15 protein-coding genes are annotated in these 19,532 nt (G+C 50.3%); 8 read left to right on the plus strand and 7 right to left on the minus strand.

The features are described from left to right. Positions 1-25 precede the first annotated feature (25 nt). Positions 26-1,171, plus strand: coding sequence for a DNA polymerase III subunit gamma/tau (dnaX, locus tag O3C43_11585; protein ID MDA1067134.1), 1,146 nt, complete (start codon positions 26-28; stop codon positions 1,169-1,171). A gap of 58 nt (positions 1,172-1,229) precedes the next feature. Continuing rightward, positions 1,230-1,478: a hypothetical protein gene (locus tag O3C43_11590; protein MDA1067135.1), complete on the plus strand. Its 249-nt coding sequence runs from the start codon at positions 1,230-1,232 to the stop codon at positions 1,476-1,478. A 478-nt stretch (positions 1,479-1,956) separates the two neighbouring features. Here the strand turns inward: O3C43_11590 and O3C43_11595 are convergent, their stop codons facing one another. Beyond that, entirely contained in the window at positions 1,957-2,859 is a 903-nt protein-coding gene (locus O3C43_11595) for an isochorismatase family protein (GenBank protein ID MDA1067136.1), read from the minus strand. 135 nt (positions 2,860-2,994) lie between these two features. Here O3C43_11595 and O3C43_11600 point away from each other — a divergent pair, with 135 nt between their 5' ends. The 5 genes from O3C43_11600 (at position 2,995) to O3C43_11620 (ending at position 10,797) form a co-directional block, all read left to right on the plus strand. Next, positions 2,995-4,503, plus strand: a complete 1,509-nt coding sequence (locus O3C43_11600) for a sulfatase (protein MDA1067137.1) — start codon at positions 2,995-2,997, stop codon at positions 4,501-4,503. 43 nt (positions 4,504-4,546) lie between these two features. Continuing rightward, positions 4,547-8,101 carry a DUF1080 domain-containing protein gene (locus tag O3C43_11605; GenBank protein ID MDA1067138.1) on the plus strand — a complete coding sequence of 1,185 codons (3,555 nt, stop codon included), beginning with the start codon at positions 4,547-4,549 and terminating at the stop codon, positions 8,099-8,101. Further along, positions 8,098-9,543, plus strand: coding sequence for a neutral/alkaline non-lysosomal ceramidase N-terminal domain-containing protein (locus tag O3C43_11610; GenBank protein ID MDA1067139.1), 1,446 nt, complete (start codon positions 8,098-8,100; stop codon positions 9,541-9,543). Before O3C43_11605 ends, O3C43_11610 begins: the two co-directional genes overlap by 4 nt. Before the next feature lie 113 nt (positions 9,544-9,656). Then, positions 9,657-10,130: a hypothetical protein gene (locus O3C43_11615; GenBank protein MDA1067140.1), complete on the plus strand. Its 474-nt coding sequence runs from the start codon at positions 9,657-9,659 to the stop codon at positions 10,128-10,130. Beyond that, positions 10,105-10,797 (plus strand): hypothetical protein, encoded by a 693-nt coding sequence (locus O3C43_11620; protein MDA1067141.1) that lies wholly within the window; start codon positions 10,105-10,107, stop codon positions 10,795-10,797. Before O3C43_11615 ends, O3C43_11620 begins: the two co-directional genes overlap by 26 nt. A 32-nt stretch (positions 10,798-10,829) precedes the next feature. Here O3C43_11620 and O3C43_11625 read toward each other — a convergent pair whose 3' ends face one another. The 5 genes from O3C43_11625 to O3C43_11645 all read right to left on the minus strand — a co-directional run bounded on the left by O3C43_11625 (position 10,830) and on the right by O3C43_11645 (position 16,106). Then, entirely contained in the window at positions 10,830-11,738 is a 909-nt protein-coding gene (locus O3C43_11625; GenBank protein ID MDA1067142.1) for a TauD/TfdA family dioxygenase, read from the minus strand. A gap of 3 nt (positions 11,739-11,741) precedes the next feature. Beyond that, a complete protein-coding gene (locus O3C43_11630) occupies positions 11,742-13,091 on the minus strand; it encodes a sulfatase-like hydrolase/transferase (GenBank protein MDA1067143.1) in 1,350 nt (449 codons plus the stop codon). Positions 13,092-13,098: 7 nt separating this feature from the next. Continuing rightward, positions 13,099-14,130, minus strand: coding sequence for an alcohol dehydrogenase catalytic domain-containing protein (locus O3C43_11635; GenBank protein MDA1067144.1), 1,032 nt, complete (start codon positions 14,128-14,130; stop codon positions 13,099-13,101). A 59-nt stretch (positions 14,131-14,189) separates the two neighbouring features. Beyond that, entirely contained in the window at positions 14,190-14,714 is a 525-nt protein-coding gene (locus tag O3C43_11640; GenBank protein MDA1067145.1) for a DUF2721 domain-containing protein, read from the minus strand. Positions 14,715-14,825: 111 nt separating this feature from the next. Then, positions 14,826-16,106 carry a Gfo/Idh/MocA family oxidoreductase gene (locus tag O3C43_11645; GenBank protein MDA1067146.1) on the minus strand — a complete coding sequence of 427 codons (1,281 nt, stop codon included), beginning with the start codon at positions 16,104-16,106 and terminating at the stop codon, positions 14,826-14,828. A gap of 133 nt (positions 16,107-16,239) precedes the next feature. Here O3C43_11645 and O3C43_11650 point away from each other — a divergent pair, with 133 nt between their 5' ends. After that, a complete protein-coding gene (locus O3C43_11650; protein ID MDA1067147.1) occupies positions 16,240-17,826 on the plus strand; it encodes a GDSL-type esterase/lipase family protein in 1,587 nt (528 codons plus the stop codon). Between the two features lie 54 nt (positions 17,827-17,880). Here the strand turns inward: O3C43_11650 and O3C43_11655 are convergent, their stop codons facing one another. Then, on the minus strand, positions 17,881-18,999 hold the full coding sequence (locus tag O3C43_11655) for a hypothetical protein (protein MDA1067148.1): 1,119 nt from the start codon (positions 18,997-18,999) through the stop codon (positions 17,881-17,883). Positions 19,000-19,532: the final 533 nt, after the last annotated feature.

A 19,532-nucleotide genomic window follows, 5' to 3' on the forward strand; every position in this document is an offset into this window, starting at 1 on the left:
TAATTTCTTTGGATTCAATCACTTTATGGCAGACGGATATCAGGTCATTGCTCGCCGCTGGCGGCCCCAACAATTTGATGAAATTGTAGGGCAAGACCATATCACGAGGACTCTTAAGAACGCCATCACGTCCAACCGTATTGCGCACGCCTACTTATTTGTAGGTCCTCGTGGCACTGGAAAAACGACCACAGCGCGTATGTTTGCCAAAGCTCTCAATTGCGAGGGCGGTCCATCCATAACACCCGATGATAGTTCCGATATCTGCAAATCCATCATGGATGGCAGCTGTATGGATGTGATAGAAATTGATGGTGCGTCCAACAATTCGGTGGAGCAAATCCGCCAGCTTCGAGAGGATTGCCAGTATTCGCCGGCTCAGTGCCCTTTCAAAATTTACATCATCGATGAGGTACACATGCTTTCGACCGGTGCATTCAATGCATTGTTGAAAACCCTGGAAGAGCCACCATCCCACGTTAAGTTCCTCTTTGCGACCACGGAGGCTCACAAGATATTGCCGACCATCGTTAGTCGCTGCCAGCGCTTTGAGTTTAGACCGATTAGCGACCAGGTGATTTGCGATAAGTTGCAAATGATCGCCAAGGCTGAAAAAATCACGATCGACGACGCTGCGCTGAAATCCGTTGCCCGTTTGGCTAATGGGGGAATGCGCGATGCGCAATCGACCTTGGATCAGCTCATCTCCTTTTGTGGCGAAAGTATAAATGAAGCCGATGTGCTGGAAGTGTATGGGCTCGCTTCCCAGGATCAGATTCATAGGCTCGCAACTTTGCTTGCCCAGGCCAACTTCCCGGCGATCCTATCCACCGTAGAAGAATTTGCCTCGGGCGGAAAAGACCTCTATCGAATTCTGGTTGATTTGCAGACCTACCTTCGGGAAGTGCTCATTGATGGTATCCGCAATGGAGGAAAGACATCCCTTTTAGGCCCTCCCATTCTCGTTGAATGCATCATGCGAATGAATGATGCCCTACACCGGGGTGAAGGCGGTGTAAAGATGGGCTTATCTCAAACGGTTAATTTTGAAGTGACATTGCTTCGTGCTGTCGAGGAGAGCCGAACGAGGGCCATTGACTCCTTGATCAAGGAACTCTCGGGAATCGCCAAGGCCGCTCCGGAAGCGTCCGATCAAAAAAAAAATAGCTGAACCGGCTCCGGCTATTGAAGCGATTGAGGATTCGCCTCAATCAAACGAAAAGAACGAATTGCCTCAATCCCTGGAGGCCAGTCTTGACGCTCAAGCGGAAACCCTGGCTGCATCATTTCCGGGCGAGGACATTGCCGCTGAGGCGAAAGTGCCCAAAAAATCGGAACATGCCGAACTTCGTGCGCATCAGGAAGAGATCGACAAATTGGTTGCAAAGCTGCCGACGGGTGTAAGAGACCAAATGCTGGAAGAGTTCAGGGCTAACTTCACGTGTATTCAGAGCCTGGATATTGAAAAATTCCTCTGAGACCTCTGGTCGTTTCAATCGGGAATGAAAACAGCCTGGGGGATTCCCTTAGTGCTTAATCATGGTGCGTATACAAGCAATTTGTTTGTGTTACCAAAGCAGATATTCGATCCTTTTCCCAATGCCGCTGATTACTGGTTTGTTCATCAATCAATATTCTTGGATGTCTGTTTTTTCCAGACTCCTTGGTCCCTTGCCTGTGTTTGAATTTTTGTCATGGACCGCACAAAGTATTATCCGTCGCAAAATCTATTTTATTATCGGATTTATAATGGGAGGTTGTTTAGTTTTTGGACTATCAGCCTCGGGTATCCCCTGAGTTCCCCTGCATAATTGCTCCAGGTAAATCACTTTGGCTCTGAGCTCCTTTTTTTGCCAAAGTCGATTTCCTGGATAAAAGAGGATCGGAATCGCCGACTTACCAATGTGCGTGGGCGGCGGCTTTAGGGGCAGTTTGGAAAATTTCCTTTTTGCCTTCTTAATTCTGCTGGAATTTGAAAGGAGGCGTATTGGTAATATCCGATGACAGCATGGTTGGAGCGACTGATGCCTCAATGTGTTTTACGATTAGCTCATTCCCTGCGATGTGATCCAGATCGGAATCAACAGGTTGAAAAAGGCCATCCGTCAAATCTCGAACAAGCACTACGTTCTTCCCGTGGTAAGTCATCTGGCGTAAGCCAAAGGGACGGCCACTGACACATATATTGGTGTGGACGCCTAAGAGGATCACATTATCGATGCCTCGTTGCTGCAACAGATTATAAATCTCCTCGCCTTTATCACTGATCGCATCTTCTGGATGGATTTCGATCGTATCTATTTGCCGGGTCCAGGGGAGCTCTGGGCCACGTTTCCAATGCCGGAATCCGCTTTCGTCTACCTCGAAATTGTAACAGGGCTCCGCACAGGCGCATCCACCTTCAAATATTTCTTCCATCGGCGGTCCCTCCCGGTCGGGGTCCCAATTGTTCCACTGGATCGGCACGGAGGCCTTCATCTCGGGCGCGTTGACTGCTCGTTGTCGTTGGGGAGTGTCCTGATAATAATCCATGCGACCACTCGGTGCGTGAACCACGAACACGCCGCGATCACGGGCGGTTTTTGCGAAATGGTTAATTGAAGGTGCCATTTCAGCAACCCGCGCTGCAGCACCTTTGCACGTGTGATCGTCCCACATGTCGCAAATGATCATAGCTGTCTTTTCAGGTGCCCAATTGGCGGCGTTGATTTCCTGGTTTTCGGACGCTCGCCCATCTGGACTTTTCGCACGTGTTCTCAATTGCAGTTTTAGCGTGTCAGAATTCTCCCCCAAAAGAGGTACTTCGACCACAGGTAAAGCCACAATCGCGAAAACTAAGCTGAAAAGAGTGAACTTCATGAAATTCGGTACAGTACCTTTTTTGGCCAAAATTGAAAGACCAGAAATCGCCGCGGATATAGGTTAAACATTTTGCCTTTTTAAGAAATGGTCTCGCCCACTGCTACTTGTTCGCTTTGAATAAAGGCTCAAACCATGGCACCTTTCCTAAAAACAAATTCCACAAGGATAATACTATCGATTTTCTTTTTTGTCGTGTTGGGTCTTCTGACTATTTCATGTCAAAAGCAAGAAGCTCTTTCCGTTGTTTCTGAAAACGAAAATCCTCCCAATATCATTTTTGTGTATGTCGACAACCTGGGATACGGAGACATCGAACCGTTTGGAGCCACAACAATAAAGACACCGAACCTGAATCGTATGGCGGCGGAAGGTAGGAAGTTTACACACTTCTGTGTGACTGCTGGTGTTTGCACCCCTTCCCGCGCTTCCGCCATGACTGGCTGTTATGCTCAAAGAGTTGGAATGCACCAGAATGAACGGGACGTGCATGTGCTTCGCCCCATTTCTCCTTATGGACTAAATCCCGAGGAGATTACGGTAGCCGAGATTCTCAAGGGTCAAGGTTATGCCACAACCTGCATTGGCAAATGGCATCTGGGAGATCAGCCACCGTTTTTGCCAACAAGACAAGGGTTTGATTCCTATTTTGGAATTCCCTATTCCGACGACATGACCGCCCGAACTTGGGAGCCCGACGGTTCGGTGTGGCCGCCACTTCCTCTCATGGAAAACGAGCACGTTATCGAAGCGCCAGTCGACCGTGATTATCTCACCAAGCGCTACACGGAACGCGCGCTCGATTTCATCGAATCGAATCAGAATCAGCCTTTTTTTATCTACATGCCGCAGGCGATGCCGGGATCCACTCGTGCGCCTTATGCGTCGCCTGAGTTTCGCGGCAAATCCGAAGCAGGTCCTTGGGGTGATGCCGTGGAAGAGTTGGATTGGTCTCTTGGACAAATACTCGATAAGCTCGTCGAGCTTGGCATTGATAAAAATACTCTGGTTCTATGGACCTCCGATAACGGCTCTCCGATGACCACCACACCCAACGGGCCTTATCGAGGGACTAACGCTCCTTTATTTGGGCGGGGCTATACCACTGCCGAGGGTGCTTTCCGGGTCCCGACTATTTTTTGGTGGCCTGGCAAAATTCCGGCCAACACCGTTTGCGAGGAACTCTCCACCACCATGGATCTTCTTCCAACCTTCGCTCGTTTAGCCGGATCGAATCCTCCGACGGATCGAACTATCGACGGTCATAATATACGTTCCTTGATTCTCGGTGAGCAAAATAGTGAAACGCCTTATGAGGCATTTTATTACTACCAACGTGATCAACTTCAAGCCGTCCGTTCAGGTCCTTGGAAGCTTTTTGTCTCCATTGATAATTCGTTGGGCCATCCGCACTTTCCCAGATCTGACACCGGTCCTACCAAACCTCTATTGTTTAATGTGGTAGAAGACATAAGCAGTAAAAACAATAAGGCCGATCAACATCCGGATATTGTCGCACGACTCGAATTACTTGCAGAGAAAGGTCGCAACGATTTGGGCGATCTCAATCGACCTGGTAGTGGTCAACGAACGCGTGGTCATGTGCCCAATCCCAAACCTCAGGTTCTAAAATCATTGGAGTGACATCCCCGCTTCGATGCCTCAATGATAACTTTCAGCAGCCCTGATGAAATATTTACCCCTGATTTTAAGTTTCCTTCCTTTTCTTTCTTGCGACGTACTCGCACAAAAATCGACCGTTCCAACAAAACCGATTGATTTACTGGGTGAATCGGCAATCGAAGGTTTTGCTTTCTACATCGATTCTGAACTCTCCCTGAGTAATCAACAGGAGGAAGTGTGGTCCTTCCATGATGGTTTGCTGCATGTCAGCGGGAAAGGATGGGGGTCTCTTTCGACACACAAGAGCTACCAGGACTTCCATCTGGTCGTTGAATTTAAATGGGGTGAGCACAGCTATGGCAAACGGGCAGACAAAGCACGGTCCAGCGGACTGTTGATTCACGCTCAACCCGCAAACGAGGGTGTCGCTATTCTTCTCAAAGAAGGTACCACTGGAGTTTTCGGAAAGAACCGTAAGCCAACAAAATGGAAAGATGAACGGGGATTTCTAAAAGAGAACGATCTTGAGAATCCGGTGGGGGAATGGAATCGTCTGGAAGTCATCTGTCGGGGCGAACAAATAAGTACCCTGCTCAACGGCCACCCTGTCGAGCAATGGACGGATACCGGGAGAAGGCAAGGTGCAGTAGCTCTCCAAACACAGGGAGCGGAGTATTTCATCCGACGTTTTGAACTTTGGCCGCTCGATAGTTTCAAGCAATTCTGGGTTCCCGAGGTTCCGTCCACAGATACTGGAATCTCTGAAACGGGTGAGAGCCTTCTTCCAAGGCGCTTTCCTTTTTCACCGGAACAGTCTCAGGCAGCCTGGCAAATTGATGGTGATTACGATATTGAGCTCGTCGCGGCGGAACCGATTGTGCGGGATCCAGTCGACGTGGTCTGGGATGAGAAGGGGCAAATGTTCGTTGCCGAAATGGGTGACTATCCCTTACCAACTGAAACAGGTCCTTTGATGTCCCGTATTCGTTTACTGTCAGACGAAGACGGCGATGGGCGTATGGACAAGGCGACAACTTGGGCGGATAACCTGGATCATGTGCAGGGTATGCTTCCTATGAATGGAGGTCTTTTAATCACAACACGGACGGCTATTTTGTTTTTGAAGGATAACGATGGAGATGGGATGGCTGATGAACAACAATCACTGTTTACCTCCAATGAACCTCGACATAATCAATTGCAGGTTTCCTCGCCCCGATGGGGATTGGACAACACCGTTTATTTAAACAACGGACTCGAAGGAACCGAGATCTACCCGAGCGCTTCACCGGCCGAAGCAATGCAGTTTCGTGGCCGCGATTTGCGGTACGATCCTCGTAAAAACGAAATCGGTGTCACCACGGGTCGAGGGCAATTTGGAGGTTCATTGGATGATTGGGGCAGACGGTTTTTTACAACCAATCGCAATCCGATCATTCATCCTGTCATGCCAATAGAAGCTCTGGAACGCAATCCGGCTGCTGGCATAACTCTTGGATATGAGGACATTCAGCCTCAGGCTTCGCCGATATATCCCATACATATCAGCCACACGACGTCCTCTGCGCATTTGGGTACCCATACCGCTGCTTGTGGTCTCGGAGTTTACCGGGGTCACTTGATGCCGGAGCTAAGCGGGAACATATTTGTATGCGACCCGACTGGGCAATTGGTGACCCGCAACCAATTACTTCCCAATGGCGCCAGCTTCGTTGCGAAGCGGGTAGGGGATAAACGGGATTTTCTGGCCTCGTCCGATGAATGGACCCGACCGGTTCAAATTCGTAACGGCCCGGATGGTGCGCTTTACATTTGTGATATGTACCGGCGTTTCATCGATCATTCCAAATTTTTCCCGGAGGACTTCAAGGAAACGAATTATTTGCGAGCCGGGCTCGATCATGGTCGAATTTGGCGTCTGGTTTCCAAAGGAGGAGTCTCCCCTGCAATTGAACCACTGCCAACGAAGAGTTCCGAGCTGGTCAAACTCTTGGAAAGCCCGATTGGCTGGCAACGCATTCATGCTCAAAGGCTACTTGTTGAAAGAGACGCGAACGAAATGGTTCCGAAAATCAAAGACGTCTTTGAACATTCCTCCTCAGCTCAAGGACGTCTCCATGCTTTATGGACCTTGCATGGCTTGGGTGCTCTTTCAAATGAACAGATCGCTGCTGCACTCAACGACCCCGAACCCGGTGTCGTTGAAAATGCCATCCGGTTGGCCGATCCACTTGTTCATTCCAATCGCTTGTCGGGGTTGGCAGGATCGCGACCGTCACGGGTTAGTTTTCTCGCAATCCTGGCTTTGGGATCTACCGAGGCAAAGGGTTCAACCTTTTCAGAGGCGTCGCTGAAGTCGCTCATGACCGGCGGCCTATCTGATCCGTGGCTTCGAAAAGCAATTCTGTCCGCAGCCAATCCACCGACAGCAGAAATGGTGGTCTCAATCCTTAAAGCGCTTGATGGACAAAGCAGTTTTGCTGAAAAATCCACAAATGAGGTGGCGGAATTTTTGAGAGAATTTTCTGCCGAAATGGGGGCGCGGGGTGATTTGGAGGGCATACGCCAAGTAGCAGCTCAAGTGGTGAAAGGAAACCCTCGCCCCACTGACGCTCCCATCGTCGAAGGTCTTTCTCAAGGTCTCAAACGCAGTTCACTCCGCACCAAGTCTATGGCTGCCTTGTTGAAGGAGCCACCAGCTCCGTTAACTCAAAATAACCTGTCTGGCATTCAGGCTACGATTGATTCCGCTTCTGTTGTGGCTATGGATCGAAGTTTGCCAACTGAGGAACGTTTGGGGGCTCTTTCATTGGTTCAGGAGCTGGGAAAGGAAATCATTTTCGAGGTCGCACGGAAGTTGATTGTTCAATCGGAGCCTCCTGAAATTCAATCCCTGGCATGCAGGCTATTATCCCGACTCAATCGAAAGGAGGTTGCCCAATTTTACTTCGACGAATGGAAGTCACTCGGGCCGATCCCTCGCCGCGAAGCTTTGGAGTTGATGTCCACCAACGATGAAACAGCACTCGAGCTCATGAAGCGTATGCAACAAGGTGAGATTAATCCTGCCATTATGCCTGCGTTCCACCGGTGGCGAATGCATCGCCGTGAAAACAAAGAAATCGTAGCACTCGCCTACAAGTTATTCGGTGCGATGGATCAAGACCGATCCAAAGTGATCGCAGATTATTCGTCTGCAGTGAATCAACACGCAGGAGATCCAATACGTGGTCGGGCGGTATTCGAAAAGGCTGCCTGCAGCACTTGTCACCGCATCGGTGATGTAGGTGTCGATGTGGGCCCCACTCTCGATGACGTTCGATTTAAACTCACTGATGCGTTGCTCTCAGATATTCTGGATCCAAATCGTGCCGTCGAAGAACGTTGGGCTCTTTACTCAGTTCAAACCAGGGACGGCCAGAGCTACTCAGGTTTAATCTCGTCGGAAACTTCAACGGCTATGGAATTTAAAATCGCAGGAGGTCATTCGGAAATCATTTCACGTGATCAATTGGTCAAACTGGAAACCCAAGGTCTTTCCTTAATGCCGGTGGGTCTTGAAGGCATCATCAGCAAAACGGATATGGCGGATCTCATAGCTTTTCTAACAACCCGATGAAGATACTTCTTAAAATTATTTTTCTAGGATGCCTGGTTTGCGTACCTATCGACCAGATACATGCAGCGCTTCGTGCAGGCGCGGCAACCAGTAACATTACCCCGCATCTGGGGATCGCATTGGATGGAACCATTTCGATAAATGGGCCAGCCGTTGAAGTACACGATGAATTGCACGCTCGTTGTATTGTGTTTGACGATGGGGAGGAACGTCTGGCGATTATCGTTTGTGATAACACCATGATCGATCGATCTATCCTGGATCAGGCGAAACAACTGGTTGAGAAGCGGTGTGGACTTCCTTCAAGCAGAGTTCTCATATCAGCCACCCACTCGCATGCCGCTCCGCGCGTGATGCCTGGGCTCCACAGCAACCCACTCAACCATGATTACGAGACTTTTCTGATTCGTCGTATCGCCGATGCGGTGCAGCAAGCCATTGCTAACCTGGCACCGGCGCAAGTTGGCTGGACGCAGTTCAATAAGCCAGAGTTTGTGCACAACCGACGTTGGTTCATGAAAGAAGGGAGTAATATGGGAAATCCCTTTGGGAAGTCCGGGGATCAGGTGAAAATGAACGCCCGTGGCGACGGACTCGTTAAACCGGCGGGGCCAGTAGATCCTGAAGTGTTTGTTGTGTCGGTTCAGCACCTGGACGGGCGTCCTCTGGCGTTACTTGCCAATTATGGGACGCATTATGTCGGCGGTTACGAGCGCGGGCACATCAGCGCTGACTATTTTGGACAATTCTCAAAACGTATGGAAGCGTTGCTGGGGTCGGATGACCCCAAAGGCGGTGTTCCGTCCTTTGTTGCCATGATGTCAAATGGAACCAGTGGAGACGTTCGTTCCAGTGATTTAAGAGAAAGCAATCCAGTGGCACCCTGGGAACAAATGAACATAGTGGCAGAGAGTCTGGCTGAGGATGTGATGAGCGCGTACCCCGATATCAAATACCATGTGAATGCCACGTTGGATATGAAAGAGACAGAGCTTTCACTGGGTGTAAGAAAGCCATCGCCGAATCAGATAGCCTGGGCTCGAAAAGTGTGGGACGATTATGAAAAGAACCCGGATCAGAAGTTTGGTGGTAGCACGAATCCACAAGTGTATGCTCGAGAGACTCTGGCTCTGGCGAAATATCCGGATAAAAAAGAAATCATTCTTCAGGCCATAAGAATTGGCGATTTGTCTATCGTGTCTTCTCCCTGTGAAACCTTTGCTGAGACGGGATTGGCTATTAAGCGACGTAGCCCTTTCAAAGATACCTTTACCATTGAATTGGCAAATGGTTCTGACGGGTACCTGCCAACCATTGAGCAGCACGGCTTCGGCGGATATGAGACTTGGACAGCCCGTTCAAGTCTACTCGAAGTTACAGCCGAAAGAAAAATTCGAAACACGTTGCTGGAAATGTTGAAAGAACTGAAGGATGAACAATGAATTATTTCTTGGTAATGATTAGTATTATAGCAGCCCCAATGAGATCGCGGCGTAAAGCCGCTCTTACAGTTCGAGTGAGTAATTGTAGGAGGGGCTTTACGCCCCGATTGCTCGTGAAGGTTTCGTTCCTCATATTCACTTTCCAACTTGCCGCCGATGCTGAAGACAGCTTCCGGGCTGGTGCCTATGCCATCGATATTACGCCTTCGAAATTTCCGGTGCCGATGGTGGGGAGCATGACCCCAAAAATGGCTACATCAGCTCACGATCCTTTGCACGCTCGTTGTCTGGTACTCGATGACGGGAAAACTCAAATTGCTTTCGCCATTGTAGACAGCTGCCTGATCCCGCGGGAAATTTGGGATGCTGCAAAAACTATAGCTTCCACAAAGACCGGCATTCCTGTTTCCCACATGCTCGGCGCGGCCACCCATACGCATACTGCGGTTTGCGTTTATCCGGGGTTTCAAGGTATTCCGGACAAAGACTATCAGGAATTTCTAACACAACGTATTGGACAGGGAATCGCTGAAGCATACATGCGTCTGGAACCCGCCCGATATGCTTTCGGCAGATTACTTTGGTGAGTTTGCCAACCAGATGGGGTTGTTACTGGGAGCTGACAAGGGGTCGGGCTTTGTAGGGATCATGTCCAACGGAACGAGTGGGGACATTAATAACATCAATTTTTTTGAACCCCGCGACAGGAAGCCATCCTTTGAGCAAATAAAGTTGGTCGCAGCCGCTGTTGCCGAGTCAGCCAAGTACGCTTACGATCGCATCGATTTTGTTGATTGGGTACCTCTTAAAATGATGGAGCAGGAAATCGAACTGGGAGTTCGCAAACCAACTCGAGCCGAACTCGATATCGCCGAGACACGATTGGTCGAAGCTGGGAAAGGGCCTTATACGGATCAAGTGCTGATCTACGCGAATGAAACAGTGGCTCTCGCAACATTTCCGAATACCGTGAGTGTTAAGTTGCAGGTGCTTCGTATTGGAGATCTGGGTATCGCAGCAACGCCAACCGAAACATTCGTTGAAACCGGTCTTGCCATAAAGAAGATCAGCCCTCTAAAGCCCACCTTCACGATCGAGTTGGCTAATGGCTACAATGGCTATCTTCCCACCGTCGAACAGCACCTTCTGGGCGGCTATGAAACCTGGCGTGCTAAATCAAGTTACCTCGCTGTGGATGCTGAACCAAAAGTCAGGCGGGCTCTTTTGAAAATGCTCAGGGAGGTCGCTGAATAAACGGCACTTCGAGAATTACAATTTCGATAGCCTTAACCCACTTTAAATCCACCTCGAACTTCACCTGCACCGGTGGCACCAAAGTTGTCTGCGAATCGTGGATCCAGCGGTCTACTGTTGGGCATGCTTAACCAGGCACGAAACAGACAACGTTTTTCTGCGGGTTCTTCATGGTCCTCAAATGCCGAGCGTCGATGCAGAGTCACCCAGTTGTTTAGCAGTAATACATCTCCTGGCTCCTGACGAAAATGGTAAGCCAATTCGCGTTCCTCCGCTACAGCTTCCAGAAAATCCATGGCTTCGATTTGTTTGGGTGTCAGGTTCGGTAGCTCCGGATCCGCATGCGCGCGATTGATGAGCACACGAAGAAAGCTGCAGGCAAAGTGACCGTCCTGAAAAGAGAAGATCGGTTGCTCAACGTAGGGAAGTTTGTTTCCCAGATCTACCGTATGGCGTTTATTAACGAACGATCGCATCAATTCCTCCAGCAAGTCGGGCCGTCGTTGAGCTATCTGATTGTACAGCTGCATTGAACTAATCAGTTCATTCTCCCCGCCTACCTTAGCCTGTTTCCAACAAAGAAAAGCGATCACATCGCAGCGATCCGTATGAAAGGAGAGTTTCTTGTTGGTATTGGGGCCACGTGTCCGAGGGTCATCCTTCCCGAGACCGGCATCCGCCACGTCGAACAGGGTGTCGCCTGTTTCGTTCTGAGAGAGCAGGGTTCCAAGTCCGGCGCACCATTCTCGAAAGGCTTCTCCCGCGTTGTCCTTTGTCTTGTCCTTTACTGGAAAGCCACGCAAGAGCACCGCACCGCCCCCAGTTTCCAATTGATCTCGAATGTGTTCGATGGAGGCAGAGGACACATCTCCAAGCCAATCGTTTCTTTCTGAGAGCTCGTTTCCTTTCCAGACGGCTGGATGCTTAAGTGAATTGACCATTGCTTAGTTTGAGGCGTCTCGTGCTGCTTTATTTTTTAGAGCCTGTGCGCGTTGATCATAGAGCGGAGGATCTATCTCAGATTCCCACTGATCAAGCAGATCTTGCATTTCCAAAGCACGGGAAGCGTGTTGGTCGATCAGGTCTTGCGTTTCTGCCATATCGTTTTCGAGATCGAATAACTGACGTCCGCCATCGGGCTCATCTATATACTTCCATTGTCCGACCCGCACTGCGCGTTGAGAATTCACTCGACTTCGATGAGGATCCAGCGCCCGCCTGAAAAATAGCGGGCTGCCTTTGATTTGATTGTTTTCGGTTAAAAGCGGTGTCAGATCTACGCCGTCCAAAGGTCGATTTTTGGGAGGCACTGCCGATGCAAGTCCAAGTAGAGTAGCTGACCAATCAATGGTTTGAATCGGGTGGTCGCTTACCCTGCCTTTGGTAATGTGATGGGTCCAACGGGCAATGGCAGGCACGCGAATGCCACCTTCCCAAAGGGAGCCTTTACTTCCCCGAAGTGGATAGTTGCGTGCGAGCTTTTCACCACCGTTGTCACTCGTAAACACAACCAAAGTATTTTCAGCGAGACCCGCAGAATCAATCGCATCCACGATGCGGCCGACCGCGGTATCGAGGCTTTCTACCATAGGGATGTAATTCCTCTCTCTTGTCCCTTCACTCCAACTGAATTCCGTTTTTTTATCCTCAGGCCCTTGAAAGGGGAAGTGAGGTGCATTGAACGACGCGAATAGAAAGAACGGCTGCTCCTTCATTGTTTCTATAAACTGGACCGCATATTCTGCCGTCAGATCTGTCATGTAACCTTCGATCTGGAGCGTCTCGTCATTCAGGAATAAATCATGAGTCCCTGTTTTGTCGTAATATTCGAAGTAGTTTACATTCCCACCCAGGCAGCCGAAAAAATGATCAAAGCCGTGTTGATTCGGTCGCCAACCATCTTCGTAACCAAGGTGCCACTTCCCGGCAAGGGCCGTGCTATAACCGGCAGCTTTCAGCATGGTTGCGAGCGAAGTTTCTGTTGGTGGCAGCCCTTCGCCCGGAGCCTGATACCACACCGCCCACTCCAGGCCGATGCGCTGGAAGTACCGACCGGTCATAAAAGCCGCCCGAGTCGGTGAGCAAATGGCACTGTTCGAGTAATTCGAGGTGAACCGGATGCCTTCTTCTGCCAATCGATCCAGGTTGGGTGTATTAATGTCTGGCGCGCCAAAGCAACCCACATCCCCATACCCCAAATCATCGGCCAGGATAAAAACAAGATTCGGTTTTCCCGCCACCAGATTCAGGAGAATTACGCTGCTCAGAATACTTGAAAAGATGGCTGATCTCATGGGATTTCTAAAACTCTATTACTACTTTGAGAGCCTGTTGTTCACCTTTGGCCAGGCGTGTGATTACCTCAGGCGTTTCTTCCAGGCTGCAGCGCCCTTCAATCAGAGTCGCCAATGGCTGCACCCTGTTTGGAACCATTTGCAGGGCCTCCTCGAAAGCGGATTTATCAAACCCGTAAGTGCCAATTAAAGTAGTTTCATTACTCACCGTTGTTTGCAGTGGCAACGTAACTTCTTTGGAAAGGTTTCCTATAAGTAAAATGGTTCCCCCTTTTGCGACGGTTGCCAGGCACCAGGAAAATGACTCTTCGCTTCCGACGGCATCCACTACCACGTCCGGCTTGGTACCAATAACTTCCTGGACTTTGTCACTCACCATCTGGGGAGGATCTGCTTTAGTCAGCAGAATTGGACGACCACCAAAATCAGGGACTCTTCTCAGCTTGTCTGCCACTATATCCAGAATCGCCACAGCATTTGCGCCGTTGGCGTTCGCCACCAGCAATGCCGACAATCCAATCGTTCCGGCACCTATGATTGCGACGGACGACAGTTGGACCGCTTTGGCCTTCAGGCGATTGAACCCGTGAGTAGCTACTGCAATGGGTTCGGCAAGTATGGCGACGTCAGGCGCAAGATTTCCCGGAACCGGAATGGCATTGCTGGCGGGAATCGCGAGAAATTCTGCCATGGCACCACGCCTACCCAGGTTGACTCCCACCACCTGTTTGTTCAAGAAACTGGGATCACCTTCTTCCGGAGTGGGTGGGTCATCAGACAAAATATTGTAAACTATCACCCGGCGTCCCAATTCAGGACTAGTCACCCCAGTTCCATGAGCCACAACTTTTCCGACGGCCTCATGGCCCATGACCATGCCTGGTGTTCGCCGTCCGCTTTCTCCAGTAAAACCGTGCACATCGCTTCCGCAAATCCCCACTACTTCCATTTGTATAAGAACTTCACCCGCTCGGGGTTCTGGCTTCGGGAGTTCCTCCAGGGACATATCCCAGGGACCGTTATAGACGAGTGCTTTCATCGGATTATTGGGAATAGTTTGGTTCAATTGACAGCCGGAACCACCATGTATTTTTTTAATTACTCAGTTTCAGGATTAATTCGCTTGGTCTTATTCCCCTGACGATCGCGGATCAACTCCGCCTCTTCTCGGAGATTATAGAGGGAAAGCCGGGTTGCTGCCAAGAGATTCATGCTTCCATAGACTAAACCACCTACTCCAACAGTGCCCAATGCGATTCCTGCGAATGCGGAAATTTGATTCCAGACTGTGCTGTGGAATATTGCCAAACCGGCGCCTACGAGTGTTACCAGGGTTGCACCGGCAAATGCGCCAAGTGCAATATAGATGGAGTGGAGTGCTCGGAGGAGTTGTATCGCTTGTTTTTCCACTCGATTGGCCTGGCCGATCAAACGGGCCGCTTCCTCCTCCGATTGCCCATCCGCCTCGGAAAGCGCAAAGAGTTCCTGCATCCTGTCGCGCGTTCTAAGCATGCGCGTGATGGTACTCATCGCCAATACACTTGATGCGTTGGTCAGCAACGCCGGTGCGTCAATGAAGGTCAAAGCCCCGAAAGGATTTTCTGTCATTACTGTTGGATCCATAATTTGCTAATCAACTAGTGCGTTTTCTCTTTCAGTCGCGATGCGAAAATACCGCCTGACAATTTTCTCGAGATTGGAACCTTTTGAACCCTCGGTGCTTTCAACCTCAGCTTACACCTTCGGTTGCCAACCTTTGCGGTAGCTCCGTTTCCAAAACTTTTGTGCTTCCGGATTGTTTTTGATGCGACCGGTTTTAGGATGAACTTCCACAACCGAGTTTGTCCGGTATGCCATGTTTCCCAGATGGCACCAGTGGGTACTTTTCTGGCCTTCCTCAATGTCCTGGTTTAAAGGAACATCGTCACGGATTGCATCGCAAAAGTTTTGAAAGTGAGGAACGTCGCCCGGTGTACCCGCACGGTCGTCGATCATTTTGCCTTTGGAATCATAGATTTTAAAACCCGCCGTATCGAATGCCATTGATCCGGTTTCCCCATAAAAGGTGCAAAAGGCCAGGTTCTCTTCGGAGCGTCGTTGGCAACTGCTTCCTTCCCAGGTTGCCCCCACCTCGCCGCAATCAAATTGCGCCACTCCGGTGTCCGGTGTTTCCTGATCGTCATCAAAGTTGTAGCGACTGCCGAGATAAGTTACCTTGGTGGGGTAGTCCACTTGCAACCCCCAGCGTGCGATATCCAGGGCGTGCACCCCGTTGTTCGCCAGCTCACCTCCCCCATAGTTCCAATGCCAATGCCAGTTGTAGTGGACGAGGTTGTCTTTATATGGACTGACCGGAACAGGTCCTTGCCATAGATCATAATCCAAATAATCCGGGACGGTCGCTGGCTTTCCATGCCCGATGGATTCACGGGTATTTGCATACCAGGTCCTTGCATAACGAACCTTGCCGATCGCGCCTCCATGAAGTTTTTCCATACCGTCAATCATCGACTCATAACTGCGGCGCTGAGTACCTTGTTGGACCTTGCGGTTGTACTTTCGAGCAGCCTTGACCATCAATTCACCTTCTTCTGCGCTGTAGCTGCCGGGTTTTTCAACATACACGTGTTTTCCGGCTGCACAGGCCAGAATCGTTGCCGGTGCATGCCAAAAGTTGGGAGCAGCAATCGATAAAATATCCACGGCATTGTCTTCAAGAATATGTCGAAAGTCTCCAACCATTTTGGTCGAGTTCTTTTGTCCTTTGTTTGCCAAAGCGGCTCCTTCTGCGGCGCGATGTTTATCTACGTCGCAAACGTAGGCGATCTCCACATTGGGAACTGCCTGAAATCCGGTGATATGAGCGGATCCCCGTTTCAGTCCCATGACTCCCACGCGCAATTTTCGGGAGGGAGCCTGTTGGCCGTGAATTGCCGGAAGTATGGCAAAGGTCGCGGCACTCGCGACTCCGGCGGTTTTAACAAAATTTCTTCGAGATAGGGTATGATTATTCATGGGGATATAAGGTTGGATGATTCCAGTGAAGTATGAAATTTGCTCCTTGAAATCAAAGCTCACAAGGGAAAACAAATGTGATTTCTCCAATCTTGTCATTCTCGCTATTCTTGAGCACGCTCTTCGAAACCCTATGAAACACATTCGCCTTCTTCTCTTCGTCTTTTGCTGGTATGGATTTTGCATGTCATTGTCGGCTGCAGAAACTTTGCCCCGCATTTTTATAATCGGGGACTCCATTTCGATTGGCTACACGCCCTATGTGGTGGAAATGTTCCAGGGAAGGGCGGAGGTGGTTCACAACAAAGGCAATGCCGGACCAACAGGAAATGGTCTGGAGAAGATCGATGAATGGTTGGGGGATGGCGACTGGGATGTGATTCATTTTAACTGGGGCTTGCACGACCTCTGTTACCGGCACCCGGAAAGTAAAAATCAAGGGCGACGTGATAAGGTCCGGGGAACCATTTCGACCACGCTTGACGTCTACGAATCCAATTTGGAGAAACTGGTAGCCCGGCTGAAAAAAACCAGAGCCAAGCTCATTTGGGCAAATACCTCTTACGTTCCGGACGATGAGTTGGGTCGCATCAAAGGAGACGAACTCAAGTACAACCGTGTCGCCGCGAAAGTCATGTCCCGTCACAATATCCCCATGAACGATCTCCGCTCACTTACCGCAGCTTTCGATCCCGCCCTGTTCAAAGCAACAGGTGATGTTCATTTTGTCCCGGCGGGATACCAGCTCCTCGGTACCCAGGTTGTAAATACGCTTGAACAAGCGCTGCCCGAACTGGTTTTTCGAGTTGGAATAATCGGCTTGGACACTTCGCATGTCATAGCCTTTACCAAATCTTTCAACGAACCCGGGAACGAAGACCACGTGTCCGGTGCCAAAGTGGTTGCGGCATTCAAGGGAGGTAGTCCCGATATTCCCAGTAGCGCCGACCGCATTGATGGCTTTACCAAAACTCTGGTGGAAGAGTACGGGGTTCAATTGTACGACAGCATTGAAGAGATGTGCAAACATGTGGATGCTGTTTTGCTGGAAAGCGTGGATGGGCGACCACATTTAAAGCAGGTCATTCCTGTGTTCGAGGCGGGACTGCCCGTGTTCATCGACAAACCCATTGCGGGATCTTTAAAAGACGCCATTGAGATTTATCGCTTGGCCAAGAAGCATGGCGTTCCCTGCTGGAGCTCGTCTTCTCTGCGGTTTGATCCGGGAATTGTCCGACTTGCCACAACCGACATTGGCGAAATTAAAGGAGCTATTTCCTATGGTCCGGCGACTTTGGAAGAACATCACCCCGATCTGTTTTGGTATGGCATTCATCCCACCGAAGCGCTCTTCACCGTCATGGGTCCAGGAGTGGAAACGGTTAGCCGCAGCTACACCCCGGACAATGATGCAATAACGGGTAAATGGAAATCGGGTGCCGTGGGCGTGCTTTATGGAATCCGGAATTCCAAAGCCGACTACCGGGTAATCGCTTTCGGCACCAAGCAGATTGCTGAGGCAGGGCGTGAAGGAAAATACGTCCCCATGCTTCAAGAGATTGTCCAATTTTTCCGAACCGGCAAATCGCCCGTCCCCCTCGAAAACACCATCGAAATCCACGCCTTCATGGAAGCCGCCGACGAAAGCAAGCGTCGCGGTGGCGCGCCGGTGTCGATAGAGGAAGTGCTTAAGGCCAATGGGTGGCGTAAAAATCTTTGAGGTCCCTGTGTCGTTGCCTGGGAAATTACACTCCCCTGGCTTCCAACGCATGGCTTAAAACTTCCGTTTTAACCAGAGAGCAAAAAAGGGATTGGAAATGCGAGGCAGGCCTTTGAAACGAAAGAGGATGCGGAGGTCCTCTAGGCGCTGGACGGCTTTGCTGATGGTCTGGTTGTTGATGACCCCGGATTGCTGTTTAAAATCCGCGGTGTAAAGCCCGGTAAACTCGTGGGAGGCCAGGGCGTTTAGAATACGGAGTTGAGACGGTGCGAGAATGGCCACCGTGTCTTCGAAGTTGCGCGACTCCATGGCGAAAAGCTGGTCCAGAGCCTCGTCGATTTTGTCTGTTCCGATAGTCTCTCCGGTCGAGCTGCAGATCCAGAGCGCCCAGCACATCTGCTGGATGTCGCCGGTGACGTGGATACCGAGATCATGAATTTCATCGAACACGGGCGGATCGACCTTCCGATTCGTGTCGGCAAATCGTTTAGCCAGGTAAGCGTCGAATCGCTTCCTGTCGATGGCCTCGATCTCCAGAGGTAACGCCGACTTGTAGAATGGGCTTTTATAATCGCTGAAGATCTTTTGCATGTCTTCCCGGATGCTTCCCGAAAAAACATAGGGGAGGGTGGCGTGCATTTGTATACGGCTGCGCATACGGGCCAGGATCCGGTCTCCGCCTGGGATGCCAAGGACTTGTTGAAACTCGTCGAAGACGGCGATCAACGGCTTTTCCTTGTGCAGTGTGTAGAGCCGATCTAGAGCCGTTTCCAATGTCCCGATGGCTTCCGAGCCGGAACTGGGGTGTGCTGCCATGGAAACCGAAGGCGCACCCGATTGCGGATCAATGGTAACGGTGAGTTTGAGAGAGGAAAATACTTTCAACGCCAGGTTGAAGAAACTGCGGTTGGGCGTTTCCAAAACACCCCGGGCGATACGTTCGGTCAGGTCCTCGGCGGTATGGCAGGCCAGAAAATCGAAATAGACCACCCGGCTTTTTTTGATCCGTTTGGCCACATGCAGGATGAGGGAGGTTTTCCCGATGCGGCGTTCCCCGAAGAGAACCGCGTTCTGCCCCGCTTCCATCATGGACTTCAAGGCCTTCTCAACCTGGGGGCGGGCGCAATATTGGGCGGCATCCACCACGCGGCCATAAGCAAAAGGGTTGTTCATGTGGGGCCGACTGTAGAAGGCGTCTTGGAGGGGTCAATAAAAATATACCAAATGGTGGATCACCAAATGGTAGACTAACGATTGGTAGACTAAGCAGGGGTCGGTCCAAGGGTAGACTAAGCAGGGGTCGGTCCAAGTCGACTAAGCAGGGGTCGGTCCAAGAATTCATGATTTTCTCAAACTGGGCCCCATGCAGAAGCGTCATTCCTCAATGCTTTTCAGTCGGTTGAGCTGAACGTAAACCGCAGCTTCCCGAAATTCACGCCGCAGGGGAAGAGTGAAAAGTTCAACCCTTGAACATTGGTGAAACTGGCAAACGACAGCTAAAGGCCAAGAGATTTTTTTGAGGTACTCAATTACAGGATTCGATAGCTCTCATACCAAACATCGATAGCCGACCCCTTCGACGCCCCACTCTCGATTGATACCTTGTCAAGAGTCAAGACCTGACGTCTTCCTGTCGTCCTGACGTCTTCCTGTCGTCCTTCCCCAATCTGATCAACCAATTCTATACCAGCTCTTTGAGGATTGAG

This window comes from Verrucomicrobiota bacterium (genome assembly GCA_027622555.1).
GTDB lineage: Bacteria > Verrucomicrobiota > Verrucomicrobiia > Opitutales > UBA2995 > UBA2995.